Annotated in this window: 23 protein-coding genes and 1 tRNA gene; 11 read left to right on the plus strand and 13 right to left on the minus strand. The window is 73.5% G+C overall.

Annotated features, from left to right (window positions below):
• Positions 1-47 precede the first annotated feature (47 nt).
• The gene (gene yaaA, locus Q0858_RS18305) at positions 48-824 is read left to right on the plus strand and encodes a peroxide stress protein YaaA (RefSeq protein ID WP_299057588.1); all 777 of its coding nucleotides are present in this window, start codon (positions 48-50) and stop codon (positions 822-824) included.
• Here the strand turns inward: yaaA and Q0858_RS18310 are convergent.
• From Q0858_RS18310 to Q0858_RS18325, 4 genes are read right to left on the minus strand one after another with little or no spacing between them, the layout of a single operon-like run.
• Positions 821-1,534 (minus strand): histidine phosphatase family protein, encoded by a 714-nt coding sequence (locus Q0858_RS18310; RefSeq protein ID WP_299057550.1) that lies wholly within the window; start codon positions 1,532-1,534, stop codon positions 821-823. The two genes, yaaA and Q0858_RS18310, sit on opposite strands and share 4 nt — an antisense overlap.
• On the minus strand, positions 1,531-2,241 hold the full coding sequence (locus Q0858_RS18315; protein WP_299057552.1) for a C4-type zinc ribbon domain-containing protein: 711 nt from the start codon (positions 2,239-2,241) through the stop codon (positions 1,531-1,533). The genes Q0858_RS18310 and Q0858_RS18315 overlap by 4 nt, the downstream gene beginning before the upstream one ends.
• A gap of 58 nt (positions 2,242-2,299) precedes the next feature.
• Positions 2,300-3,430 carry a Nif3-like dinuclear metal center hexameric protein gene (locus Q0858_RS18320; protein ID WP_299057553.1) on the minus strand — a complete coding sequence of 377 codons (1,131 nt, stop codon included), beginning with the start codon at positions 3,428-3,430 and terminating at the stop codon, positions 2,300-2,302.
• A 28-nt stretch (positions 3,431-3,458) separates the two neighbouring features.
• Entirely contained in the window at positions 3,459-4,991 is a 1,533-nt protein-coding gene (locus Q0858_RS18325; protein ID WP_299057554.1) for an AMP-binding protein, read from the minus strand.
• A gap of 116 nt (positions 4,992-5,107) precedes the next feature.
• On the opposite strand from Q0858_RS18325, the gene Q0858_RS18330 reads away from it, so the two are divergent.
• Genes Q0858_RS18330 through Q0858_RS18340 form a run of 3 tightly spaced genes read left to right on the plus strand, consistent with a single transcriptional unit; the run spans position 5,108 to position 7,699 of the window.
• Positions 5,108-5,515 (plus strand): hypothetical protein, encoded by a 408-nt coding sequence (locus Q0858_RS18330; protein ID WP_299057555.1) that lies wholly within the window; start codon positions 5,108-5,110, stop codon positions 5,513-5,515.
• A complete protein-coding gene (locus tag Q0858_RS18335) occupies positions 5,460-7,046 on the plus strand; it encodes a HAMP domain-containing sensor histidine kinase (RefSeq protein ID WP_299057556.1) in 1,587 nt (528 codons plus the stop codon). Before Q0858_RS18330 ends, Q0858_RS18335 begins: the two co-directional genes overlap by 56 nt.
• Positions 7,031-7,699 carry a response regulator transcription factor gene (locus Q0858_RS18340; RefSeq protein WP_299057557.1) on the plus strand — a complete coding sequence of 223 codons (669 nt, stop codon included), beginning with the start codon at positions 7,031-7,033 and terminating at the stop codon, positions 7,697-7,699. The genes Q0858_RS18335 and Q0858_RS18340 overlap by 16 nt, the downstream gene beginning before the upstream one ends.
• Before the next feature lie 107 nt (positions 7,700-7,806).
• Here Q0858_RS18340 and Q0858_RS18345 read toward each other — a convergent pair whose 3' ends face one another.
• From Q0858_RS18345 to Q0858_RS18370, 6 genes are all read right to left on the minus strand, one after another.
• Positions 7,807-8,700: a serine/threonine-protein kinase gene (locus tag Q0858_RS18345; RefSeq protein ID WP_299057558.1), complete on the minus strand. Its 894-nt coding sequence runs from the start codon at positions 8,698-8,700 to the stop codon at positions 7,807-7,809.
• Positions 8,697-9,083, minus strand: coding sequence for a hypothetical protein (locus tag Q0858_RS18350; protein ID WP_299057559.1), 387 nt, complete (start codon positions 9,081-9,083; stop codon positions 8,697-8,699). The genes Q0858_RS18345 and Q0858_RS18350 overlap by 4 nt, the downstream gene beginning before the upstream one ends.
• A gap of 145 nt (positions 9,084-9,228) precedes the next feature.
• A tRNA-Val gene (locus Q0858_RS18355) sits at positions 9,229-9,303 on the minus strand.
• Positions 9,304-9,460: 157 nt separating this feature from the next.
• On the minus strand, positions 9,461-9,961 hold the full coding sequence (locus Q0858_RS18360; RefSeq protein ID WP_299057561.1) for a peroxiredoxin: 501 nt from the start codon (positions 9,959-9,961) through the stop codon (positions 9,461-9,463).
• Between the two features lie 57 nt (positions 9,962-10,018).
• Positions 10,019-11,626 carry an AMP-binding protein gene (locus Q0858_RS18365; RefSeq protein WP_299057563.1) on the minus strand — a complete coding sequence of 536 codons (1,608 nt, stop codon included), beginning with the start codon at positions 11,624-11,626 and terminating at the stop codon, positions 10,019-10,021.
• 91 nt (positions 11,627-11,717) lie between these two features.
• Positions 11,718-12,158 carry a DUF3052 domain-containing protein gene (locus Q0858_RS18370; protein WP_299057565.1) on the minus strand — a complete coding sequence of 147 codons (441 nt, stop codon included), beginning with the start codon at positions 12,156-12,158 and terminating at the stop codon, positions 11,718-11,720.
• 223 nt (positions 12,159-12,381) lie between these two features.
• Between Q0858_RS18370 and aceE the strand changes: the two genes are divergently transcribed.
• Positions 12,382-15,162: a pyruvate dehydrogenase (acetyl-transferring), homodimeric type gene (aceE, locus tag Q0858_RS18375; RefSeq protein WP_299057567.1), complete on the plus strand. Its 2,781-nt coding sequence runs from the start codon at positions 12,382-12,384 to the stop codon at positions 15,160-15,162.
• A 644-nt stretch (positions 15,163-15,806) separates the two neighbouring features.
• On the opposite strand, the gene Q0858_RS18380 is transcribed toward aceE, so the two are convergent.
• The gene (locus tag Q0858_RS18380) at positions 15,807-16,793 is read right to left on the minus strand and encodes an alpha/beta fold hydrolase (protein ID WP_299057569.1); all 987 of its coding nucleotides are present in this window, start codon (positions 16,791-16,793) and stop codon (positions 15,807-15,809) included.
• Between the two features lie 80 nt (positions 16,794-16,873).
• On the opposite strand from Q0858_RS18380, the gene Q0858_RS18385 reads away from it, so the two are divergent.
• From Q0858_RS18385 to Q0858_RS18410, 6 genes are all read left to right on the plus strand, one after another.
• A complete protein-coding gene (locus Q0858_RS18385; RefSeq protein WP_299057570.1) occupies positions 16,874-18,100 on the plus strand; it encodes a CdaR family transcriptional regulator in 1,227 nt (408 codons plus the stop codon).
• 79 nt (positions 18,101-18,179) lie between these two features.
• Complete coding sequence (locus Q0858_RS18390; protein ID WP_299057571.1) at positions 18,180-19,364, plus strand: acyltransferase domain-containing protein; 1,185 nt, start codon at positions 18,180-18,182, stop codon at positions 19,362-19,364.
• Positions 19,364-20,365 (plus strand): beta-ketoacyl-ACP synthase III, encoded by a 1,002-nt coding sequence (locus tag Q0858_RS18395; RefSeq protein ID WP_299057572.1) that lies wholly within the window; start codon positions 19,364-19,366, stop codon positions 20,363-20,365. Before Q0858_RS18390 ends, Q0858_RS18395 begins: the two co-directional genes overlap by 1 nt.
• A 92-nt stretch (positions 20,366-20,457) precedes the next feature.
• Positions 20,458-20,703 carry an acyl carrier protein gene (locus Q0858_RS18400; protein WP_299057575.1) on the plus strand — a complete coding sequence of 82 codons (246 nt, stop codon included), beginning with the start codon at positions 20,458-20,460 and terminating at the stop codon, positions 20,701-20,703.
• A gap of 51 nt (positions 20,704-20,754) precedes the next feature.
• Positions 20,755-22,032 carry a beta-ketoacyl-ACP synthase II gene (locus tag Q0858_RS18405; protein WP_299057576.1) on the plus strand — a complete coding sequence of 426 codons (1,278 nt, stop codon included), beginning with the start codon at positions 20,755-20,757 and terminating at the stop codon, positions 22,030-22,032.
• The gene (locus Q0858_RS18410; protein ID WP_299057578.1) at positions 22,032-23,486 is read left to right on the plus strand and encodes a carboxyl transferase domain-containing protein; all 1,455 of its coding nucleotides are present in this window, start codon (positions 22,032-22,034) and stop codon (positions 23,484-23,486) included. The genes Q0858_RS18405 and Q0858_RS18410 overlap by 1 nt, the downstream gene beginning before the upstream one ends.
• An 81-nt stretch (positions 23,487-23,567) precedes the next feature.
• Here Q0858_RS18410 and Q0858_RS18415 read toward each other — a convergent pair whose 3' ends face one another.
• Complete coding sequence (locus tag Q0858_RS18415) at positions 23,568-24,098, minus strand: DUF3145 domain-containing protein (protein WP_299057580.1); 531 nt, start codon at positions 24,096-24,098, stop codon at positions 23,568-23,570.
• A gap of 143 nt (positions 24,099-24,241) precedes the next feature.
• The gene (locus tag Q0858_RS18420) at positions 24,242-25,102 is read right to left on the minus strand and encodes a tetratricopeptide repeat protein (RefSeq protein ID WP_299057582.1); all 861 of its coding nucleotides are present in this window, start codon (positions 25,100-25,102) and stop codon (positions 24,242-24,244) included.
• Positions 25,103-25,250 lie beyond the last annotated feature (148 nt).

Here is a 25,250-nt window from a genome sequence, read left to right on the forward strand (position 1 = left end):
CCGTGGGTGGGGGACGGCGACCACCCTCCTAGGCTGACGCGGTGCTCATGCTGCTGCCCCCGAGCGAGGGCAAGACGGCCGCCCGTCGGGGTCGTCCGATGGACCTGTCGACCCTCTCCTCCCCCGGTCTGCGGGACGCCCGCCAGGAGGTCCTCGACGCCCTGGTGACCCTGTGCGAGGGCGACCCGGCCGCCGCGGCCGGCGTCCTCGGCCTCACCTCCGGGCAGCGGGACCTGGTCCACGCCAACGTCGACCTGCCGCACGCGCCGACCGCGCGGGCCGACCGGGTCTACACCGGGGTCCTGTACGACGCCCTGGACCCGGCGGGCCTCGACAGCGCCGCCCGTCGGCGCGCCACGTCGCGGGTCGCGATCACCTCCTCGCTCTTCGGGGTGCTGCGACCCGGCGACCGCGTCCCGGCGTACCGGCTGTCCGGGTCGGTCACCCTCCCCGGCCTCGGCTCGGTCGCCGGCCACTGGCGCCGCCACCTCGGCCCGGCCCTGGACGACCTCCGCGGCGACGGGCTCCTCGTCGACCTGCGCTCCGGCACGTACGCGGCGTTCTGGAAGCCCCCCGCCGAGCTCGCCCGACGCGTGGCGACCGTGCGGGTGCTCAACGTCGCCGACGACGGCACCCGGACCGTCGTCAGCCACTTCAACAAGCACACCAAGGGGCTGCTGGTGCGCGCCCTGCTGCTGGACGGTGCCAACCCCCGCACCCCCGCCGCCCTCGCCGCCGTGCTGCGCGACCTGGGCTGGGCCGTGGAGGTCGACGAGCCCACGCCGGCGGGGACCCGGCTCGACGTCCTGCTGCCCGCGGGCTAGAGACGGGGCGTGTGCGGGCCGGTGTCGAAGCCCCTGACCGACGCCCGCCCACCCGCGTGGGCGACGACCGTGACCGAGGCCGGTGACAGCTCCATCGCGTAGAGCGCGGACAACGGTGCACCCAGCGCGTCGGCGACGAGCACCTTGATCGGGGTGACGTGGCTGACGACCACCACCGTCCGACCGGCGTACGACGCCAGCACGCGGTCCCTGGCGGCCAGGACGCGGTCGCGCACGGCGCCGAACGACTCCCCCGTCCCCCCGGCGGCGACGTCCGGGGAGGCGACCCACGTGTCCAGCGCCGCGGCGTCCGCGGCCCGGACCTCCGCGAAGGTCATGCCCTCCCAGCCGCCGAAGTCGGTCTCGGCGAAGCCGTCCTCGGTTCCTGCCGGCCCGAGGCCGGTGACCTCCGCCAGCACCCCCGCCGTCTCGACCGTTCGACGCACCGGCGAGGTCACCAGGACCGCGTCGGCGGGCAGGGCCGGAGCCAGCCACGCCGCGGTGGCCCGTGCCTGCTCGCGCCCGGCGTCCGACAGCGGCGGGTTGGCGCCGGTGAGGCCACCGGAGAACCGCTTCTCGGCGGTGTGCACGGTGACCCCGTGCCGCACCAGCACGAGCGTGGTCGTCTCGCCCCCGCCACCGCCCCAGCCGCGCTGCGGCGTCTGCGGCGTCTGCGGGGTCGCGGCGGTGGGGTCCGTCCCCGCCGTCACAGCCCGGACTCGGCGGTCCGGACCAGGATGCGCTGGCACTCCTCGCAGCGCACGACCTCGTCGGGCGCCGCCGCACGGATCGTGTTCAGCTCGGCCGCGTCGACGGACAGCTGGCAGCCGCCGCAGGCCCGGGCCCGCAGCAGCGCGGCGCCGACGCCGTCCTTGGCGGCCCGCAGGCGCTCGTACAGCGCGGTGAGGTCGTCGGGCACCTGCTCGGCCACGGGGCCGCGCTCGGCCTCCAGGGTCACGAGCTCGGCGTCGATCTCGGCGAAGGCGGCGTCCCGGGCGGCGGCCAGGTCGGCCAGTCGGTGCTCGACCGCCTCGAGGCGCTCCTGCGCTCCCGTGAGCCGTCCCTGCGCCTCCTCCTGACGCTCCATGACCTCGAGCTCGGTGTCCTCCAGCGAGGCGATGCGGCGGGCCAGGGAGACCAGCTCGGCCTGGATCCGCTCCAGGTCCTTCGGCCCCACGGAGCCGGTGTCGAGCCGCTCCTGGTCGCGGCGCTGCCGGGCGCGGACGGCCTCGACGTCGGAGTCGGCCTTCGCCTGCTCGGCCGCCAGGTCGTCGACCGCGATGCGGGCGTCCCGGACCTCGTCGTCGACGCGCCGCCGCTCGGCCTCCAGCGCGGCGATCTCCACGAGCTCGGGGAGGTGGGTGCGACGGTGGCGCAGGCGGTCCGCCCGGGTGTCGAGGTCCTGGACGTCGAGCAACCGGAGCTGGGCGGCGGGGTCGGCCTTCAGCGTGTTCTCCTTCTCTGCCCCGGGACGCTCAGAGCCGCAGGTCCCAGGGGTCGGTGCGCGTCGTGCTGACGCGCGTCTCCACCGTATCGCCCACCGCGGCCGTCAGCCGGTCGGCGAGGGCCGGGAGCCAGGTCGACTCGGCCGCCCAGTGGGCGACGTCGACCAGCGCGGGCCCCCCGGCCGCGGCGGACTGCTCGGCGAACTCGGCCGCGCGGTGGTGCCGCAGGTCGCTGGTGAGGTAGACGTCGACGTCGGAGCCGGCGAGCTCGTCGAGCAGGAAGTCGCCCGACCCGCCGCAGACCGCGACCCGGCGTACGACGCGCTCGAGGTCACCGAGCACGCGGACGCCCTGCGCCGTCGCGGGCAGCGCGTCCACGACGGTCTCGGCGAAGCCGCGCAGCGTCGTCGGGTCGACGACGCCCCTCCGGCCCGTCCCGGCCTCCCGCGAGCCCGGCGAGGCCAGCTCCAGCAGCGAGTAGGCCGGCTCCTCGTACGGGTGCGCCGCCAGCAGGGCCGTCATCACCGCGCCGCGGAGCCGCCGCGGGAGCACCGCCTCGATGCGGTCCTCCTCGACCACCGTCAGCGACCCGACCTCGCCGATGGCCGGGCTCGCGCCGTCGAGGGGGCGGAACCGTCCCAGGCCGGGGACGGTGAACGTGCAGTGGTCGTAGTCCCCGATCGCCCCCGCACCGGCCTCCGCGATGGCGGCGCGCACCGGCGGTGCGGCGTCGGTCGGCACGCAGGCGACCAGCAGGTCGAGCGGCTCGGTCGCCGCGGGCCGGATCGGCCGCAGGTCACGCAGCCCCAGGGCGTGGGCGAGCGCCTCGGAGACGCCGCCGACCGCGTGGTCCGCGTTGGTGTGCGCCGTCAGCAGTGCGCAGCCGCCCTTCGTCAGGGTGGCGAGGGTGCGCCCCTTGGGCGTGGTCGCCGCCACGCCGTGCACGGGGGTCAGGAACAGCGGGTGGTGGCAGACGAGCAGGTCCGCCCCCCACGCGACCGCCTCCTGCGCGACCTCCTCGGTCGGGTCGACCGCCAGCATCACCTTGGCCACGCCGTCGGCCGGGTCGCCCGCGACCAGCCCCACGGCGTCCCACGACTCCGCGGTGCTCGGCGGGTACCAGGCGTGGAGCAGGTCGACGAGATCGCCCAGGGTGCGCATGGCGGTCAGGCTAACGACGCCTCCCCGCTCAGTTGACCTGGCGGTCCCGCCCCTCCCAGTACGGCGCCCGCAGCTTGAACTTCTGCAGCTTGCCGGTCGCCGTACGGGCCAGCTCGTCGCGGAACTCGATCGACGTCGGCGCCTTGTAGCGCGCCACCCGCTCCTTGCAGTGCGCGATGAGGTCAGCCTCGGTGGCCTCCTGGCCCTCCGCGAGGACGACGAGGGCCAGGATCGTCTCGCCCCACTTCTCGTGGGGGACGCCGATGACGGCGACCTCGGCGACCGCCGGGTGGGAGAACAGCGCGTCCTCGACCTCGATCGACGACACGTTCTCGCCACCGGTGATGATCACGTCCTTGCGGCGGTCCGCGATCGTCAGGTAGCCGTCCTCGCCGATCGTCCCGCCGTCCCCGGTGTGGAACCAGTCGTCGCGCAGCACCCGCGCGGTCTCCTCCGGCTGCTCCCAGTAGCCCTCGAGGACGACGTTCGACCGGGCGCGCACCTCGCCCTCCTCGTTGGTCGACAGCCGGACCCCGAGCGCCGGGGCGCCGGCGCGGACCAGCTTGCTCGCGCGCTCCTCGGTGCTCAGGTCGTCCCACTCGGCGCGGGTGCGGTTGACGGTCAGCAGGGGCGAGGTCTCGGTGAGGCCGTAGATCTGGATGAACTCCCACCCGAGCTCCTCCTCCACCCGCGCCACCGTCCGCGACGGCGGCGGGGCGCCCGCGACGATGATCCGGGTCCGGTCGCGACCGGGGATCTCGCCCTCCCAGGTCTGCGCGGCCTCGAGGACCGAGGCCACCACCGCGGGGGCGGCGCACATGACGGTGACGCCGTGGTCGCGGACCCGGCGCAGGATCTCGGCGCCGTCGATCTTCCGGATCACCACGTGCGGCACGCCCAGGCCGGTCATGGCGAACGGCATGCCCCAGCCGTTGGCGTGGAACATCGGCAGGGTGTGCAGGTAGACGTCGCGGTCGGTCACGCCGGCGTGCAGCGCGAACGTGGTGGCGTTGACCCAGATGTTGCGGTGGGTGATCTGCACGCCCTTCGGCCTCGCGGTGGTGCCGGAGGTGTAGTTGATGCAGGCCGTCGCCGCCTCGTCCGGCTCCCACGCCCGCGGCGTCGACCCCGGCGCGGCGTACAGCTCGTCGTCGTCACCGAGGACGTGCTTAACGGGGGCGGTCACCGACGACAGGGAGTCCTCGAGCTCGGGGTCCACCCACAGCACGGAGGCACCGGAGTGCTCGACGATGTAGGACACCTCGTCGCGGCTGAGGCGGAAGTTGACCGGGACCAGCACCCGGCCGCTGCCCGCGACGCCGAAGAACGACCCGAGCAGCCGGGCGCTGTTGTGCGACACCACGGCCACCCGCTCCCCGACGCCCACCCCGAGCTCGTCGAGCCGGGCCGCCTGCCGCCGGGCGAGGTCGCCCAGCTCGGCGTACGTCAGGGTGCCCAGCGAGGGCGCCGGCTGGTCGGGCTCGTCGACGACGCCGGTGCGATCGGCGTACACGGTGGTCGCACGGTCGATGAAGTCGTTGACGGTCAGCGGGACGTGCACGGGTGACCTCCATCACGTGGGCAGTGGCGACACAGTAGTCCGGGCCGCCGACGAACATGAGAGACCTCTCATGCCGGTCTCACCTCCCGTCCACCTGGGCGGGTCAGGATCGCTCCATGTCCACGTTGGTCAAGGTGCTCCTGGGTCTCGCGCTCGTCGTCCCCATGGGCGCGTACGTCGTCGGCTCGCTCGTCGCCTCGTCCTCGGAGCCCGTGGCGGGACAGTCCGCGGTCGTCGTCCCGGCTCCGCTCGGGGAGCGCGTCGTCGAGCCAGGGGTGCGCTTCGAGAGGCGACCCACGCCCGAGCCGCGCGCCCAGGACGACGACGACGCGGACGACGCCGACGACGGGTCGGCGACGGGTGGTGACGACGCGGGCGGTGGGGTCCCGGACGACGACGGCGTCGAGGTCGTCACCCCGGAGCCGCAGCCCGTCCCCCCGCCCGCGGGCGACGACGACGATGATGACGATGACGACGACGACGGCGGGGACGACGATGACGACGACGACGGGGACGACGACTGAGCCCTCGCCGCGCCGCCGCCTGTCCGGGGCCTTCTCGGTCCGCACCCGGATCACCGTCGTCATCACGCTCCTGGCCAGTCTCGCGATGGCCGGGGCCGGCCTGCTCGTCTACGTCCTCGAGGCCGCCCGGGTGGAGCGGCAGACCATCGAGCAGATCGACCAGGAGACCGCCGAGTTCCGTGAGCTGCAGCGCGGGGACGACCCCGAGACCGGCGAGCCCTTCACCAGCGCCGACCGGCTGCTGCGCCTGTTCATCCAGCGCAACGTGCCGGACGACGACGAGATGCTCGTGATCTACCCGCCGGGCACGGGCCGGCCGACCGCGCGCACGCCCGGCTCCTACGGCGACACCCTGCTCGACGAGGACCGCTACGCCGAGGCGGTCGCCGACCTGACGGACACCGGCGGGACCTCGGTCCTGAACGACTTCGAGCCGTACGGCGAGACCTGGGTGACGGTCCTGCCCGTCCTCGAGGAGGACAGCCCGGAGCCCGGCGCCCTGGTGATCGTCAACTTCCTGGACGACGAGCGCTCGGAGATCAGCAACACGATCCGCACGTACACGATCGTGGCCGTGCTGAGCCTCGGTCTGATCGTGCTGCTCGCGGGCACCCAGTCCGGACGCCTCCTGGCGCCGCTGCGGACCCTGCGGGACACCGCCGAGGACATCGGGACCACCGACCTGTCGCGCCGCATCCCCGAGCGGGGGAACGACGACATCACCGCCCTGACGCGCACCGTCAACACGATGCTGGACCGCCTCGAGCACGGCTTCGGCGCCCAGCGCCAGTTCCTGGACGACGCCGGCCACGAGCTGAAGACCCCGCTGACCGTGCTGCGCGGCCACCTCGAGCTGCTCGACGCCTCCGACACCGAGGACGTCGAGGAGACGCGCGCCCTGCTGCTCGAGGAGATCGACCGCATGTCGCGGCTGGTGGGCGACCTCATCCTGCTGGCCAAGGCCGACCGTCCCGACTTCACCCGCGTGCGTCCCGTCGGCGTCGGCTCGCTGACCAGGGGGGTCCTGGCCAGGGCCCGGGGGTTGGGCGACCGGGCCTGGCGGGACGACGGCACGGCCACCGACGCGCTCGTGTCGGCGGACTCCCAGCGGCTCACGCAGGCCCTGCTGCAGCTCGCCGACAACGCCGTCAAGCACACCGGTCCGGGCGACGTCGTCGCCGTCGGGTCCGACGCCGACGAGGACCGGGTGCGGCTGTGGGTCCGCGACACCGGCGACGGGGTGCCCGATGCGGACCGCGAGCGCATCTTCCAGCGCTTCGGGCGCAGCACGGTCCGCGACGGGGACGAGGGCTTCGGCCTCGGCCTGTCCATCGTGTCCGCGATCGTCGCCGCCCACCACGGCACGGTGCACGTCGAGGACGCCGAGCCCCGCGGCTCTCGCTTCGTGCTCACCCTCCCCCGCGCCGTCGTCCCGGCCCACGCCGCCGACGAGTCCCCCGTCCTGCCGCCACCGTCCACACGGTCCGCGGCGCCGTCCACCACCGAGGAGCACCCGTGGCCCGCATCCTGATCGTCGAGGACGAGGACCGCATCGCGTCCTTCGTCGCCAAGGGACTCAAGGCCGACGGCCACGTCGCGACGACGGTCGGGGACGGCCACTCCGGCCTCGACGAGGCCCTCTCGGGCGCCTACGACCTCGTGGTGCTCGACATCGGCCTGCCCGGGATGGACGGGTTCGAGGTGCTGGACCAGCTCCGCTCCTCCGGTTCCCGGGTGCCGGTGGTGGTCCTCACCGCCCGCGACTCGGTCACCGACACCGTGGCGGCCCTCGAGACCGGGGCCGACGACTACATGCCCAAGCCGTTCCGCTTCGCCGAGCTGCTCGCCCGGATCCGGCTGCGGCTGCGCCAGGGCTCGGACGGCCCGGCCGCCCGCGACGACGCCCTCGCCGTGGGTGAGGTGACCCTCGACCTACGCACCCGCCGGGCGAGCGTCGGCGGCCGGCAGGTCGACCTGTCGGCGCGCGAGTTCACCCTCGCCGAGATCTTCATGATGAACCCCGGCCAGGTGCTCTCCCGCGAGCAGCTCCTCGACCACGTCTGGGGCTTCGACTTCGACCCCGGCTCCAACGTCGTCGACGTGTACGTCGGCTACCTGCGCAAGAAGTTCGGCGCCGGCACGATCAGCACGGTGCGCGGGATGGGCTACCGCTTCGACGCGTAGGTCCAGGGACCACCGGAGGCCGGCTGCCCATGCTCGTGCCGCGGATCGCACGCAGTGGGTGCGTGCGATCCGCGGCACAGACCCGGACCGGGTCCGACCGAGTCGGGCTAGCGCACCTTGAAGCCCGCGAGCCGCTGGCGCGGCAGCGCGGCGAGGACGGGCTCGAGGCTCTCGGCGACCTCGCGGGGGGCGGGGCGGGACGCGGGGTCCGGGTCGAGCATGGCCAGGACCGTCCGGGCGACGTCCGGGTGCACGTGGCGCGGCAGCGCGGACGGCGACGCGGCCGTCTGCGGGAAGCGCCCGGCGAGGCTCGCGGCGTGCGGGTCGCCGTCCTCGAAGGGGCGGTGGCCGGCGACGGCGTGGAAGAGGGTGGCCCCGAGGCCCCAGACGTCGCTGGCCGGCCCGGGACGGCCGGTCCTCGGCGGGTCGCACTGCTCGGGGGCCATGTAGGCGTCGGTCCCGATGACGTGGTCGAGGTCGGCGGCGGCGTCCACCTCGCGGGCGACCGAGAGGTCGATGAGGCGGGCGGGCGAACCCATGATGACGTTGCTCGGCTTGATGTCGAGGTGGACCCAGCCGAGGCGCCGGAGGTAGTGCAGCGCGGAGGCGATGTCGATCGCCAGCGGCAGGTACTGGTAGTCCTCCAGCGGGCCGTACCGGCGTACCAGGGAGGACAGCCGGGGGCCGTCCACCGCCTCGAGCACGACGTGGGGCCGGGGACCGTCCAGCTCGTGGCGCAGCCCGCGGACGACGACCGGGTGGTTGATCGTCGCCAGGGCCCTGACCTCGCGGCGCAGGCCGCGCAGGCTGCTGCGGTCGTCCACCTGGTCGGGTCGGACGACCTTGACGACGACCGGGGAGAACGTGACCTCGTCGAAGGCGAGGTAGGCCTCGTAGGCGGATCCCCCACCCAGGAGCCGGGTGGCGGTCAGCTCGTCGGTGATGGGGTCACCGTCGCCGAACCTCCAGCGGTCGTCCGGCTCCTGGGTGGCGGCGCTCATCGGCGGGTGTCGTTGCGGGAGCGGTCGTTGGTCGAGCCGGCGGTCTTGTCGCGCGTCTTGTCGCCGCCGTCGCGGGTCCAGTCCTTGGTCTTGTCGCCGCGGCTGTTGTCGCGGTCCCGGCTGACGCCGGTGAAGTTGGACCGGGTGTTGTCGTTGGTGTTCTTCGACTGCTTCGACCGGGTGTCCCTCGTGTCCTGGTCGCGGGTGTCACCGTCGTTGGTGTCGTCGTCGTCGTCATCGGCGACGAGGACCAGCTCGGGGGTCTCGTCGTCGCGCTTCGAGAACTCGTCGCCGGCGTTGGCGGCGCCGCCGCTCATCGCCAGCAGGGCGACGGTGAGAGCGCCGGACACTCCCAGCGTGGTGATCGACATCAGCTTCCTCATGGTGCTCCTCCTCCGGGGGTGCGGGTCGGCGACCCGCTGACGAGAAGAAGCGTGGCGCTCCGCCGTGAGGTGGAGGTGAGGCCCGCATGAGAGGCCTCTCACGAGCGCCCGCGGAGTGCCCGAGGAGTGCCGGGGCCCGGGGACCTGGTGGGCGCAGAGGGGATCGAACCCCCGACCACCTCGTTGTAAGCGAGGTGCTCTACCGCTGAGCTATACGCCCCGATCGGGTCGGACCGTACACGGCGGGCCCGGAGACGACGAAGTCGCGCCGCTGGCGTCTCGGGTCACCAGCGGCGCGACGGCACCGAGTATGGCACCCGACCCCCGACCTGTGTCGAGTCCACAGATCCGTCCCGCATGGCGGGACGACCCGGGTCTCAGCCCGCCTGGTCCGCTGCCGCGCGGAGCTGGCGCAGGTGCTCGTCGAGGTCACGGCCGTCGGGGATCGCGTTGTGCACCGACCAGCGGATCGTGCCCAGCGGGTCCACGACGTACGACGACCGGCGGGCGACCCCGCGCTCGGGGTCGAAGACGCCGTACGCGCTGCTGACCTCCCCGTGCGGCCAGAAGTCGGAGAGCAGCGGGAAGTTGAGGCCGTCGGTGTCCGCGAAGGTCCGCAGGGAGAACATCGGGTCGCACGAGATCGCGAGGATCTCGGTGTCGAAGGTGAGGAACTCGGCGAGCCGGTCGCGCACGCCGGACAGCTCACCGGTGCAGACGCCCGAGAACGCCCACGGGTAGAACAGCACCGCGACGGCCTTGGAGCCGCGGTAGTCCGACAGGGACACCTCCTGGCCGAACTGGTCCTGCAGCGTGAAGTCCGGGGCCGGCGAGCCGACCTCCAGACCCACGCGCTCGGAGGCGGCGCTGGTCGTCATGCGCTCATCCTTGCACCGCCGCCCACGCTCCGCGCACGGTCGTACGGACCGGGGAGGCTACTCGGCGTCCAAGTCCTTCTTCAGGACCTTGCCGGTCGCGTTGCGCGGCAGCTCGTCGAGGAAGACGAAGTCGCGCGGGACCTTGTAGCGCGCCAGGTTCGACTTCACGTGCTCGCGCAGGGTGTCCTCGTCGACGGCCCCCTCGGAGGTGAGGACGACGAAGGCCCGCAGCCGCTTGCCGAAGTCGTCGTCGTCGACCCCGATGGCGGCGGCCTCCACGACGGCCTCGTGCCGGGAGAGGCAGTCCTCGACCTCCTGCGGGAACACGTTCTCGCCGCCGGAGACGATCATGTCGTCGTCACGGCCCTCGACGTACAACCGGCCGTCGTCGCCGAAGCGGCCGACGTCGCCGGTCGACATCAGCCCGTCGATCGTCTCCTTGTGCCCGCCGCCGGTGTAGCCCTCGAAGAGCAGGTCGTTGCCGACGAAGATGCGCCCCGACTCCCCCGCCGGCAGCTCCTCGCCGTCCTCGTCGACGACCTTCACGACCGTCGCGTGCGGCGGCTTGCCGGCCGAGTCCGGGGCCGCCCGGAGGTCCGTCGGGTCCGCGATGCTGACCCAGGAGACCTCGGTGGAGCCGTAGATGTTGTAGAGCGTGTCGCCGAATCGGTCCATCCACGCGGTGGCGAGGTCGCCCGGCATCGCCGAGCCGGAGGCGGCGACGGCCTTGACGTGGGAGAGGTCGTAGCGCTTCAGCCGGTCCTCGGGCAGCTGCAGGATGCGCTGCATCATCACCGGGATGACCACCAGGGAGTCGCACCGCTTCTCCACGACCGTCTCGAGGCAGTCCTCGGGGTCGAAGCGGCGGCGCAGGACGATGGTGGAGCCGAGCAGCATCGCCAGCATGTAGTGGGCGTAGCCCCAGGTGTGGAACAGCGGCGCCGCGATGTGGGTGCGCCACCCCTGCTTGAGCGGCATCCGCGACAGCATCGAGACCGCGGCCTGCACGCCGGCCTCCTTGCGGGGGGCGCCCTTCGGCGTCCCGGTGGTGCCCGAGGTCAGGATCACCACGCGCCCGGAGCGGCCCGGCGGGTCGAGACGCTCGTCGCTGCCGGCCTGGATCAGGCCCTCGACCGTGGGGGTGTCCCCGGCGTCGCCGTCGGTCCAGGCCAGGACCCGGTCGACCCCGTCGACGTCGGCGAGGCTCTCGGCGAACTCCTCGTCGTGGACCAGCGCCTGCGGTCCCTCGCGCTCGAGCACCTCGGTGAGCTGCGGGCCGGAGAAGGCGGTGTTGAGGTACAGCGTGTCCGCGCCGAGCTTCGCGACCGCGACGCTGGCCTCGACGAAGCCCCGGTGGTTGCGGCACATCAGGGCCACCGAGTCACCCTCGGCGACGCCCCGGTCGCGCAGGGACCGCGCCAGGGCGTTGGTCCGACGGTCCAGCTCGGCCCAGGTCAGCTCGCCGCGCTCGTCGACCAGGCCGATGTCGTCGGGGGCCCGCACGGCCAGCGACGTGAAGCCGCCGGCCGGGCCGGTGCCCCACCGGTGCAGCGTCGTCCCGAGGCCGACCAGGCGCTTCGGGGAGTAGGGCCGGATGATCCCGGCCGAGCCGAGCACGCGCAGACTGACGAGGGCCGACGAGGCGCCGGCAGCGAGCTTTCCCATGCGGTGGGGAGGTCCTGTCGTACGAAGGGGCGTGGGTGCGGACGCGCCGAGGGGTCGGTGCGTCCCCCGGCGGCGCGTCAGGTGGTCTGGATCAGTCGGGGGTCCGGGGGGCGATCAGGCAGGACGCCGCCCACTCCTTGCTGACGGTGGCGGTGGTGGTCTGCGACAGGCCCGCGATCGGCGCGGCCTCGGCGATGTCGGCGGCGGCCACGGCGTTCGGCCGGCCCACCTTCGGGGTCAGCAGCCAGATGGTGCCGCCACCGACGAGGTCGGTGATCGCGTCGACGAGGCCGTCGACCAGGTCGCCGTCCTCCTCGCGCCACCACAGCACGACGGCGTCGACCACGTTGCCGTAGTCGCCGTCCACCATGTCGGCGTCGAGCACGTCCTCGATGGCGATGCGCAGGGCGTCGTCGGTGTCGGAGTCCCAACCGAGCTCCTGGACGACCATCCCGGCCTTGAACCCCATGCGTCCGGCCGGGCTAGCAGTCGCCCCGGTCTGGGTGGTCTCGCCACCCGCGGTCGAGCTCACGAGCACCTCCTGCTCCTCGTCCGGCGCGCCCGCGTGGTCCACGGGTGCCGGTGCCTTCGGTTCCCTGCCCGGTCGGGCAGGGGTGGGGAGTAGTCCAGCCGAGATGCGGGGCGGGCGCAACCCTGCCGCGCTGTGACGCCCGGCCCAGTGGCCGCCCGGCCGGCGCGAGGGGCTACTCGTCGGTAGATTCTCTCGCCTCGCGCACCGTGGAAGGATGGGGTGTGTGAACGACGATCGCAGGTCCGGTCCCGCCGTCCGCTCTGTCATCCACGAGGGGCTCCCGACGCAGCTGCCGGACATCGACCCCGACGAGACCACCGAGTGGCTCGACTCCTTCGACGCGATGCTCGACGGCCGGGGCCGCGACCGCGCCCGGTACGTGATGCTGCGCCTGCTGGAGCGCGCCCGCGAGAAGCAGGTCGGGGTGCCCGCGCTGCGGAGCACCGACTACATCAACACCATCCCGCCCGAGCGGGAGCCGTGGTTCCCCGGTGACGAGGACGTCGAGCGCCGCATCCGGGCGTTCATCCGGTGGAACGCCGCGGTCACCGTGACCGCCGCGAACCGGAAGGGCCTCGAGGTCGGCGGCCACATCGCGACGTACCAGTCGTCGGCGAGCCTCTACGAGGTCGGCTTCAACCACTTCTTCAAGGGCAAGGACGCCCCCGGCGGCGGCGACCAGGTCTACATCCAGGGCCACGCCTCCCCCGGCGTCTACTCCCGCGCCTTCCTCGAGGGCCGGCTGGCCGAGGAGCAGCTGTACCGGTTCCGCCAGGAGGTGCAGCACGGCGTGGGCAAGGGCCTGCCGTCGTACCCGCACCCGCGCCTGATGTCGGACTTCTGGGAGTTCCCGACGGTGTCGATGGGTCTCACGGCGATCAACTCGATCTACCAGGCCCGCTTCAACCGCTACCTGCAGAACCGCAACATCAAGGACACCTCCGAGCAGCACGTGTGGGCGTTCCTCGGTGACGGCGAGATGGCCGAGCCCGAGTCGCTGGGCGCGATCGGCGTGGCCGCCCGGGAGGAGCTCGACAACCTCACCTGGGTCATCAACTGCAACCTGCAGCAGCTCGACGGCCCGGTCCGCGGCAACGGCAAGATCATCCAGGAGCTCGAGTCGCAGTTCCGCGGCGCCGGCTGGAACGTCATCAAGGTCGTCTGGGGCCGCGAGTGGGACGAGCTGCTCGCCCGCGACGTGGACGGCGTGCTGGTCAACGCCATGAACACCACCCCGGACGGTGCGTTCCAGACGTACTCGGTCGAGGGCGGCGACTACGTCCGCGAGAACTTCTTCGGCGGCGACCAGCGCCTGCGGGCGATGGTCGAGCACATGAGCGACAACCAGATCCGCAAGCTCCCCCGCGGCGGGCACGACTACCGCAAGGTCTACGCCGCGTTCGACGCCGCGACCAAGCACGTCGGCCAGCCGACGGTGATCCTGGCGAAGACCATCAAGGGCTGGACGATCGACGCCCTCGAGGGCAAGAACGCCACCCACCAGATGAAGAAGCTGACGCCCGAGGACTTCAAGAAGTTCCGCGACCGGCTCTACCTGCCGATCAGCGACCGCGACCTCGAGCGCGCCTACGAGGAGACCGGCTCGGCGCCGTTCTTCCACCCCGGCAAGGACGCCCCGGAGATCGAGTACATGCTCGAGCGCCGCAAGGCCCTCGGCGGGGCGGTCCCGCGTCGCGTCGTCCGCTCGAAGTCCCTGACCCTGCCCGGCGACGACGTGTACGCCGAGCTGAAGAAGGGCGCGGGCAAGAACAAGGTCGCCACGACGATGGCCACCGTGCGCCTGCTCCGCGACTGGATGAAGGACCCGGAGATCGGTCAGCGCATCGTGCCGATCGCGCCGGACGAGTACCGGACCTTCGGCATGGACTCGATGTTCCCGACCGCCAAGGTCTACAACCCGGGCGGCCAGCGCTACGAGGCCGTGGATCGCAAGCAGCTGCTGGCCTACAAGGAGTCCACCTCGGGCCAGCTGCTCCACGAGGGCATCTCCGAGGCGGGCGCGATGGCGTCCGCGACGGCCGCGGGCTCGGCGTACTCGACGCACGGCGAGCACATGATCCCGTTCTACATCTTCTACTCGATGTTCGGCTTCCAGCGGACCGGCGACTCGATCTGGGCGATGGCCGACCAGCTGTCGCGCGGCTTCCTCGTCGGGGCCACCGCCGGCCGCACCACGCTGACCGGTGAGGGCCTGCAGCACGCCGACGGCCACTCCCCGCTGCTGGCGGCGTCGAACCCCGCGATCGTGCACTACGACCCGGCGTTCTCCTACGAGATCGCGCACATCATGCGCTCGGGCCTGCACCGCATGTACGGCGAGGGCGGCGCCGAGGGCCACGGCGAGGACGTCATCTTCTACCTCACCGTCTACAACGAGCCGGTCGCACAGCCCGCCGAGCCCGAGGACCTCGACCACGAGGGTCTGCTCAAGGGCCTGCACCGCACGACGGTGGCCGACGGCGAGGGCCCGCGGGTCCAGCTGCTCGCCTCCGGCGTCGCGTACCCGTGGATCGAGGACGCCGCCCGGATCCTGGCCGAGGACTACGGCGTGCAGGCCGACCGCTGGTCGGTGACGTCCTGGAACGAGCTCGCCCGCGACGCGATCTCCGCCGAGGACTGGAACCTCACCCACCCGGGCGAGGAGCCGCGGACGGCGTACGTCGCGGACAAGCTGAGCGCCGGCAACGGCGGCCCGGTGGTGGCCGTCAGCGACTACATGGCCGCCGTACCGCTGCAGATCGCGCGGTGGGTCCCCGAGGACTACCGCGTCCTCGGCACCGACGGCTTCGGCTTCGCCGACACCCGTCCGGCCGCCCGGCGGTTCTTCAAGGTCGACGCCGCCTCGGTGGTCGTCGCGGCGCTGCAGGCGCTCGCGGAGGCCGGCGAGATCGGCATGGACGTGGTCGAGAAGGCCTTCGCCACCCTCCGCATCGACGACCCCACCGCGGTGGCCGACGTGAAGCAGGAGGGCGGCGACGCCTGAGGCGTCGTCCTGACCCGCCGAGCCGGGTGCCGCCACGCGCGGCACCCGGCTCGTGTCGTCTCCGGCCGGCCCCCGCTGGTCGAGCGGGAGTCCTGCCCCCCCGCTGGTCGAGCAGCAGACGAGCGCAGCGAGTCCGCGTCGTCGAGACCCGGTGAGAGATCAGCTCGCGTCGATCGGCACCCAGTGAGCCGGCTGACCGCGACGAGCAGCACCCGGCGAGCCTGCTGACCGCGACGAGCAGCACCCGGCGAGCCCGCTGACCGCGACGAGCAGCACCCGGCAAGCCAGGTAGCAAGGACGAGTGGCACCCGAGCCGAGTCGACTGAAACGCACCGAGCGAGCCCTGGCGAGTGAGGGCGGCTTCTGCCGACTCGGCGATCGGGAGGGACGGCGGGTGGGCCGGGGACCAGCCGACCCGAGCGGGTTGGTCTGTACGACGAGTGCGCCGGCGAGCAGGAGCAGCCGCCAGCGGCCGACGTACGCCCCCGGGGGGGCAACCCGGTGCCGACTCGACCCGGGTGACCTGCGCAGACCTGCCGACTCGACGCCGTACACCTGCGCAGACGTGCCGACTCGACGCCGTACAGCTGCGCAGACGTGCCGACTCGACGCCGAAAACCTGCGCAGACGTGCCGACTCGACCCTCAGGCCCCGGGGAGCGCCGCGACCGGGGCGCAGACGGGGGTGGGGTGGACCGGGAACTCCCCCGCCTCGGCGCGGGCGACGGCGACGGGCGGGCCCTGGCGCAGCAGGCGGCGCCACTGGGTGCGGGTGTGGTTGGCCGGGACGGTGGTCGCGTGGAACTCGGTGAGGAGCTCGACGAACCGCTCGGGGTGGTCCTTGTGGGCGAAGTGGCCGGCGTCGGGGATCACGACGACGCGGGCGTCCGGGGCGAGCGCGGCGGCGTTGTGGGCGTGGCTGACGGGGATGACCCGGTCCTCCGCGCCCCAGACGACGAAGATCGGCATGGCCTCGGTCAGGTAGGCCCGGTCGCTCATCGTGACGATCTGGCCCTTCCAGTCGACGACGGCGCGGACGACGTGCCGGATGGCGTGCCGGGCGCGGGGGTCGCGGAAGCTGTCGTAGATGTCGGCGACCTCGCCGAGGTCGCGGGCGGCCCGCACGGGTCCGCGGGCGAGCAGTCGCAGGCCGGTGCGGCCGACGTGGCGGACGCCGGGGAGCGTGAGGGCGCCCATCAGCTGGTGGAAGCCGGGGGTGGTCACCGCGCGGATCAGGGGGCTGACCTCGGGGCCGAGCCCGCCGGGGCTGACGAGCATCAGCCGCTCGGTGCGCTCGGGGAACTGGTAGGCGAACTGCATGGCGACGCCGCCGCCGAAGCTGTGGCCGACGACGGTGACGCGGTCGATGCCGAGCACGGTGAGCAGGTCGCGCATGCCGTTGGCGTAGCCCCCGACGCTGTAGTCGGCGCGCGGCTTGGCGGACTGCCCGTGACCGAGCAGGTCCGGGGCCACGACGGTGAACCGCTCCGCCAGCTCGTCGATGACGGGGCCCCACGTGGTGTGGTCGCAGCCGAGGCCGTGGAGGAGGAGCAGGGCGGGCCCGCGCCCCCGCTTCACGTAGGCGCGTCGATGACCGTGCACCGTGACGTACGACACCTGGTCCGACGACATTTCCGGATTCAACCACGTCCGCGCCACCGCGGGCGGACGGGCCCCCGGGGAGAGCGCGGGCGGTCCACTAGCCTGCCCGGATGGGCAGGGCGGGATGGTCGCGGGAACGCGCCGTGACGGCGCTCCAGCGAGCCACCGGCAGCCTGGCCACCGCGGCGACGGCCCGCATGGAGAGCGACATGCCGTGGTTCTCCGGGCTCAGCGCCCAGGAGCGCTCCTGGGTCGGCCTCATCGTCCAGGCCGGCATCCGCGGGTTCGTCGACTGGTACGCCGCCCCGGCCGGCTCCGACGCGGACCCCGGCCGCGCGGACACCGACGACGCCGCCACCGATCTGGCCTCCCAGGTCTTCGGCGCCGCGCCCCGCGAGCTCACCGGGGTGATCAGCCTGCGCCAGACCGTCGACCTGGTCCGCACGGGCATCGAGGTGGTCGAGGCGAACCTCGACGGGGTGCTCGACCCCCGCGACACGGCCGCCGTGCACGCCGAGCTGCTCCGCTACGCCCGCGAGGTCGCCTTCGCGACCGCGGAGGTGTACGCCCGGGCGGCCGAGGTTCGCGGGGCCTGGGACGCCCGGCTGGAGGCGCTGGTCGTGGACTCCGTCCTGCGCGCCGAGGCCGACGAGACCGTCCTGTCCCGGGCGAGCGCGCTGGGGTGGTCGGGCCGCGCGGGCGTCGCGGTGGTCCTCGGTCGGCTCGGTGAGGCGCGCACGGAGACCGACCTCTTCGACGACGTACGACGCCGCGCCCGCGCCGCGGGCACCGACGCGCTGTGCGCCGCCCAGGGCGAGCGCATGGTGGTGGTGCTCGGCGGAGTCGAGGTGGACGGCGACCCGCTGCCGGCGGCGTCCGCGGTCGCCAGCACGTTCGGCCCCGGCCCGGTCGTCGTCGGGCCGGTGACGGGCGACCTGGCCTCGGCCCACCTGTCGGCGCGGGCGGCACTGTCGGCCCAGCGCGCGGCGGACGGCTGGCCCGCGGCCCCTCGACCGGTCCGCAGCGACGACCTCCTGCCCGAGCGCGCCCTCGCGGGCGACGGCCACGCCCGTCGCCACCTCGTGGAGGAGCTCTATCTGCCCCTGGCCGCCCAGGGCTCCATGGTCGCGACGCTCGACGCGTACGCCGACGCGGGCGGCTCCGTCGAGGGGACGGCGCGGGCGCTGTTCGTGCACGCCAACACCGTCCGCTACCGGCTCCGGCAGGTGTCCGAGCTGACCGGCTACGACCCCACCGACCCCCGCGACGGCCTCACGCTGCGCGTGGCCCTCGTCCTGGGCCGGCAGTCCCGCCGCACGGGAACGCCTCCGTTGTAGGAACCCGACAACGCCGCGCCGGTGATGTTGGTGCGTGGTGGAGGCGAGGTCGGGGCTCCCCGCCCGTCAGGCTGAACGTGTGCTGGTCATCGTCGCGCCCGGTCAGGGGGCCCAGAGCCCCGGATTCCTCGAGCCATGGCTGGAGGACCCCACCTTCAAGGCCCGCTTCGAGTGGCTCTCGACCGTCGCCGGGATCGACCTGGTCACCCACGGGACCGTCTCCGACGCCGAGACCATCCGCCGCACCGAGATCGCCCAGCCGCTGCTGGTCGCCTCCGGCCTCGTCGCGGCCCTCGAGCTGTTCCCCCACCCGGCGGACGCCTTCGGTCGCATCGGTGCCGTCGCCGGCCACAGCGTCGGCGAGCTGACCGCCGCCGCCGGTGCGCGCGTGCTGAGCGCCGAGCAGGCGATGGTCCTGGTCCGCGAGCGCGGCCGCGCGATGGCGGAGGCGGCGAAGGCCACCCCGACCGGGATGACCGCCGTGCTGGGCGGCGTGCGCGAGGAGGTCCTCGCGACGCTCGAGAAGCACGGCCTCACCCCCGCGAACGTGAACGCGGACGGCCAGGTGGTCGCTGCGGGCACGATGGCGCAGCTCGAGGCGCTCGCCGCCGACCCGCCCGCCAAGGCGCGGCTGACCCCGTTGTCGGTGGCCGGGGCGTTCCACACCGAGCACATGGCGCCTGCGGTGGGGCACATGGCGTCGCTGGCCCAGGCGGTCTCGACCCACGACCCCCGCACGGCGCTGATCTCCAACCGCGACGGCATGGTCGTGCACGACGGCCGCGACGTCCTGGCCCGGCTCGTCGGCCAGATCGCCGCGCCGGTGCGCTGGGACCTCTGCATGGACGCGATGCTCGACCTGGGCGTCACCGGGATGCTCGAGATGCCCCCGGCCGGCACGCTCACCGGCATCGCGAAGCGCGCCATGAAGGGCGTCGAGACCTTCGCGCTCAAGACCCCGGACCAGCTGGACGACGCCCGCGCGTTCTGCGAGAAGCACGGCGACGCCTCCCCGCTGGACTCCTCGCCGACCTGGCGGATGGTCGTGGCGCCCGGGAAGGGCACCTTCCACCGCACCGAGGGCCTCGCGGAGGGCGACCTGCTCACCGCCGGCGCCCCGGTCGGCGAGATCGCCAGCCTGCGCGACCGGTTCCCGGTGGGCGCCACGCACGGCGGCCAGGTCGTCGAGTGGCTGGTCGAGGACCAGGACCCCGTCGCCCCGGGCCAGCCGCTGCTGCGCCTGCACCCGGAGAGCGGGTCCTGATGGCCGCGATCGAGATCGCCCCGGGCGCGCCGTACGCCGCCCTGCTGGGTCTCGGGTCCTACCGACCGAGCCGCGTCGTCCCCAACTCCGAGATCGTCGGGGCCATCGACTCGAGCGACGAGTGGATCCAGCAGCGCTCCGGCATCCGCGAGCGTCGGTGGTCGACCGAGGACGAGACCCTGCAGATGATGTCGGTCGAGGCCTCGCGCCGCGCCCTCGCCGACGCCGGCGTCGACGCCCGCCAGATCGACTGCGTCGTCGTCGCCACCGTCAGCCACATGATGCAGACGCCCGCGGTCGCCACCCTGGTGGCCCACGAGCTCGGCACCGACCAGGCCGCGGCGTTCGACGTCTCGGCGGCCTGCGCCGGCTTCTGCCACGGCGTGGCGATGGCCAACGACATGATCCGCTCCGGGTCGGCCCGCCACGTGCTGGTCGTCGGTGCCGAGCGGCTCTCCGAGATCACCGACCCGACGGACCGCGGCTCCGCGTTCATCTTCGCCGACGGGGCCGGCGCCGTCGTCGTGGGACCCAGCGAGACGCCGGGCATCGGCCCGGTCGTGTGGGGCTCCGACGGCGAGCAGTACGACCTGATCCGCTCGCGCCAGGACTGGCGCGACGTCATCAAGGATCCCGAGCCGCGCATGCCGCACCTGGTGATGCAGGGCGCCGCGGTGTTCCGCTGGGCGTCGTTCGCGATGGCGAAGATCGCCCAGCAGGCCCTCGACCGGGCCGGCGTCTCCGTCGAGGACCTCGACGTCTTCGTCCCCCACCAGGCGAACATGCGGATCACCGACGCCATGGCGCGCTCCATGAAGCTCCCCGCGTCGGTCCGCATCGCGCGCGACATCGCCGAGCAGGGCAACACCTCGGCGGCCTCGATCCCCCTGGCCCTCGACCGCATGAAGGACGAGGGCGAGGCGAGCACGGGCGACCTGGCCCTGCTCGTCGCGTTCGGCGCAGGCCTGGCGTACGCCGCCCAGGTCGTCGTCGTCCCGTGAGGACCGGCGTCCGGCAGCCCCGGACGCCGCCCCGGTGCCGACCGGCACCCCAGACCACCCACAAGCACCACCCACAGAAGAAGGAGGCCCCCGTGGCCAGCACCGAAGAGATCCGTTCCGACCTCGCCGAGATCGTCAACGAGGTCGCCGGCATCCCCACCGAGGACGTCCAGCTCGACAAGTCCTTCGTCGACGACCTCGACGTCGACTCCCTGTCGATGGTGGAGGTCGTCGTGGCCGCCGAGGAGAAGTTCGGCGTGACCATCCCCGACGAGGAGGTCAAGAACCTCAAGACCGTCGGTGACGCCGTCGCCTTCATCGAGAACGCCAAGGGCTGAGACCACCCAGCCCGACCGCAGCGAGCGCCCGGCCCCCCAGGAGGAACCCGCATGTCGAACACCCGTGTCGTCGTCACCGGACTCGGGGTCACGAGCCCCGTCGGTGGTGACGTCCCCAGCACCTGGAGCGCCCTGATCGAGGGCCGCTCCGGGGTCCGCCTGCTCGAGGAGGAGTGGGCCGAGCAGCTGAACGCGAGGATCGCCGCGCGCGTCGCGGTGGAGCCCTCCGAGGTCCTCGACCGCGTCAAGGCGCGGCGGATGGACCGCTCGGGTCAGTTCGCCGTGGTGGCCGCCCTGGAGGCCTGGCGTGACGCCGGCTTCAGCGTCCCCGACCCGAAGGCCGAGCCCGAGGACGTCGACGCGTCGGCCTCCGGCGTGGAGCCGGAGCGCCTGGCCGTCGCCATGGCCTCGGGCATCGGTGGCGTGACCACCCTGCTGTCGAACTACGACAACCTGGTGGCCAAGGGCCCGCGGCGGGTCTCCCCGCTCGCGATCCCCATGCTGATGCCGAACGGCCCCTCCGCTGCGGTCGGGCTCGCCCTGGGCGCCCGGGCGGGCGTCCACACCCCGGTCTCCGCCTGCGCGGCGGGCAACGAGTCCATCGCGCTGGGGATCGACCTGATCCGGCTCGGTCGCGCCGACGTCGTCGTGGTCGGCGGCACCGAGGCCGCCATCCACGCGCTGCCGATGGCGGCGTTCGGCCAGATGATGGCGCTCTCGCGCCGCAACGACGACCCCGAGGCGGCCTCGCGGCCCTGGGACAAGGGCCGGGACGGCTTCGTCCTCGGCGAGGGCGCGGGCGCCCTCGTGCTCGAGTCCGCGGCCCACGCCGAGGCCCGCGGCGCGCGGGTGTACGCCGAGGCCGCGGGTGCCGCGGTGACGGCCGACTCCCACGACATCGCGCAGCCGGACCCCGCCGGGGCCGGCGCCACGCGGGCGATGCGGCGCGCGCTGGAGGAGAACGACCTCTCCCCCGCCGACGTCGTCCACATCAACGCCCACGCCACCTCGACGCCCCAGGGCGACGTGGCCGAGGCCCTCGCCATCCGCACGGCCCTCGGCGACCGGTCCGACCAGGTCGTCGTGACGTCCACCAAGTCGCTCACCGGCCACCTGCTCGGTGCCGCCGGTGCCCTGGAGTCGGTCGCCACCGTCCTGGCCCTGCACCACCGCGTCGTCCCGGCCACGATCAACCTCGACGACCCCGAGGACGTCGGCCTCGACATCGCGGACAAGAACCGCGACCTGCCCGCCGGTGACCTCGTCGCCATGAACAACTCGTTCGGTTTCGGCGGCCACAACGTCGCGATCGCCTTCCGGAGCGTGTGATGACCCAGACCCCGACCGCCCCGCCCGCCCCGCCCTCGGGCAAGCGGGAGAAGCTCCCCCGCGACCAGGACCCCCGCAACCCGGTCACCCGGCTGCGCGCCCTGCTCGACGAGGGCACGCTGGACCTCATCACCCCGGACGACGACTCCGGGATGGTCGCCGCCGTCGGCACGGTCCACGGCACCCGCGTCGTGGCCTTCAGCTCGGACGCGACCGTCATGGGCGGCGCGATGGGCGTGGACGGCTGCGGCGTGGTCGTGAAGGCCTACCACCGCGCCATGACGGACAACGCCCCGATCATCGGCCTGTGGCACTCCGGCGGCGCCCGGCTCGCGGAGGGCGTGCTGTCGCTGCACGCCGTGGGCGAGATCTTCCAGGCCATGACCCAGGCCTCCGGCGTGGTGCCGCAGGTCTCGGTCGTCCTGGGGCCCGCCGCGGGCGGCGCGGCGTACGGCCCGGCGCTGACCGACGTCGTGATCCTCGGCCCCGAGGGCCGGATCTTCGTGACCGGGCCCGACGTGGTCCGCTCGGTGACGGGCGAGGACGTCGACATGCTGCGCCTCGGCGGCCCCGAGCCCCACGGGCGCCGGTCCGGCGTCGTCCACGTGCTGACGGAGTCCGAGACGGAGGCGCTCGAGCGCGCCCGCACCATCACCTCGTTGCTCGGCACCCAGGGCTCGCTGGAGGTCGACGACGTCGAGGACCGCGACCTCGCCGCCGAGCTGCCCGAGAACCGCAAGCGGGCGTACGACGTCCACCCGCTGGTCGAGTCGATCCTCGACACGGGCACGACGCAGGAGCTGCACGCCCGCTGGGCGCCGAACATCGTGACCGCGCTCGGTCGCCTCGGCGGACGCACCGTCGGCGTGGTCGCCAACAACCCGCTGCGCCTCGGGGGCTGCCTCGACTCCCTGTCGGCGGAGAAGGCGTCACGCTTCGTGCGCCTCTGCGACGCCTTCGGTGTCCCCCTCGTCGTGGTCGTCGACGTGCCCGGCTACCTGCCCGGTGTCGGCCAGGAGTGGGACGGCGTCGTCCGACGGGGCGCGAAGCTGCTGCACGCCTTCGGCGAGTGCGTCGTCCCCCGGGTCACCCTGGTGACCCGCAAGACGTACGGCGGCGCCTACATCGCCATGAACGCCCGCTCCCTGGGCGCCACCCGGGTCTTCGCCTGGCCGGGCGCCGAGGTCGCCGTGATGGGTGCGGTCGCCGCGGTGCGGATCCTCCACCGCCGGCGGCTGGCCGACGTCACGCCGGACATCCGGCCGCAGGTCGAGGCCGAGCTGGCGGCCGAGCACGAGAAGATCGCCGGCGGCGTCGAGCGCGCCATCGAGATCGGTGTCGTCGACGAGGTCGTCGAGCCCGCCGTGACCCGGTCCGCGCTCGCCCGTGCGATCGCGGACTGCGTCCGTCGTGACGGGGTGCGCCGGGGCCGGCACGGGAACATCCCCCTGTAGGGCACCGGCGCCAGGACGCGCGAAGGAGGCCGGACCCCGTGGGGGCCGGCCTCCTTGTACGTGCGAGGAGAGGAGAGGGGCTCAGACCACGTGGTGCAGCCAGCGCACGGGGGCGCCGTCGCCGGCACGCCGGAAGGTCTCGAGCTCGTCGTCCCAGGGCTTGCCGAGCAGGCGGTCGAGCTCGTCGGCGAGGGAGACGTCGCCCAGCGACGCCTTGACGGCGGCGGCCTTGAGCCGGTCCTCGGGGATCATGAGGTCACCGTGCAGGCCGGTCACGCCGTGGAAGACCCCCAGGGAGGGTGTGTACGACCAGCGCCCGCCCTCCGTGGAGGACGTCGCCTCCTCGGTCACCTCGAAGCGCAGGTGCTCCCAGCCGCGCAGCGAGGACGTGATGGCGGCCGCCGTGCCGGCAGGACCGCTCCAGGAGAGCTCACCGCGCTGGGTGCCGGGTTGCGCCGGCTGGACGATCCACTCGATGCTCACGGCAGCGCCGAGCACACCGGCGGCTGCCCACTCGACGTGCGGGCACAACGCCGTGGGCGAGGCGTGCACGAACAGGACTCCGCGGGTCGCCGGACCGGACGCGGGTCGCGTGGGGATACGTGTGGTCACTGTCGTCTCCTTCTCCTCCGGCGTCGAGGTACGCCTTCCCCAGCGGACTCGAACAGGACGGTGAAGTGATCCGTCGGTGACGCGTGTGAACTTGTGGTGTCGCTGGTGTCATTGTGACGCACGGATGGCGCCACCGCCAGTCCTCAGCCCCGCTGGCGCGCCTCCAGCGCGCCGGCGCGCTTCTCGGCGTCGGTGAGCTCGTCACCGTCGATCGCCATGGTCCGGTGGAACCAGGCGAGCGCCTCCTCGTCCCGGCCTGCGGCCTCGAGGGTGTCGGCGTACGCGTAACGCAGCCGCACGACCCAGGCCTCACGGTTCTTGGAGGCCAACGGCGCCAGCTCGAGCACCCGCAGGGCGGCGTCGAGCTGACCCTGGTCGCGGCGGGCGCCGGACTCGACCAGCGTCATCTCGGCCTTGGCCGCGGGCGCGAAGTTCTTCACCGAGGGGCTCTGCGCCAGCTTGAGCGCCTGGTCGGCGCGGCCGAGGGCACGGTGGCAGTCCGCCATGATCGGCAGGTAGGCGGTCGCGCCGTTCATGCGCTTGGCCGCCCGCAGGTCGGCCAGCGCCTCCTCGTAGTGGCCGGACGCGTAGGCCGCCTCGCCGTTGGCCTCACGCACCACCGCCAGACGGGCCGCACGGGCCCGGGCGGCCTGCGTGTGCTTGTACGCCGTCTCCGGGTCCTCCTCGACCAGTCGCTGGGCCGCCGCGAGGTGCCGCGCGACGCGCGCCGCGAGCTTCTCGGGCAGACCCTTGAGCTGGGAGGTCACCGACGGGTCGAGCTCCTTGGCGCTGACGTCCTCCGGGATCGGGGGACCGTCGTACGTCGCCTGGTCGACCGTGCGCGGAGCGCGGTCCTCGCGGGGGGCCCTGTCGTCACGCGACGGACCACCACGACGCTGGCCGGCGCCCTGGGGCGCACCTCGACCACCGCGCTGCGGGGGCCTCGAGCCCTTCCGGTCGCGGCCGGGCCCACTGGGCCCCGACGGTCGCTTCTGGTCGGCCATGGGGGTCGTTCTCCTGGTCCTCGGTGGAAATGCAACGAGGGGCCACCCGGATGGGTGACCCCTCGTCGTGAGTAGTAGTCCGGCGGCGTCCTAGTCTCCCACAGCCTCTCGACTGCAGTACCTTCGGCGCTGGAGGGCTTAACTTCCG

Origin of the sequence: uncultured Nocardioides sp., assembly GCF_947489365.1 — a bacterium.
Classification (GTDB): Bacteria; Actinomycetota; Actinomycetes; order Propionibacteriales; family Nocardioidaceae; genus Nocardioides.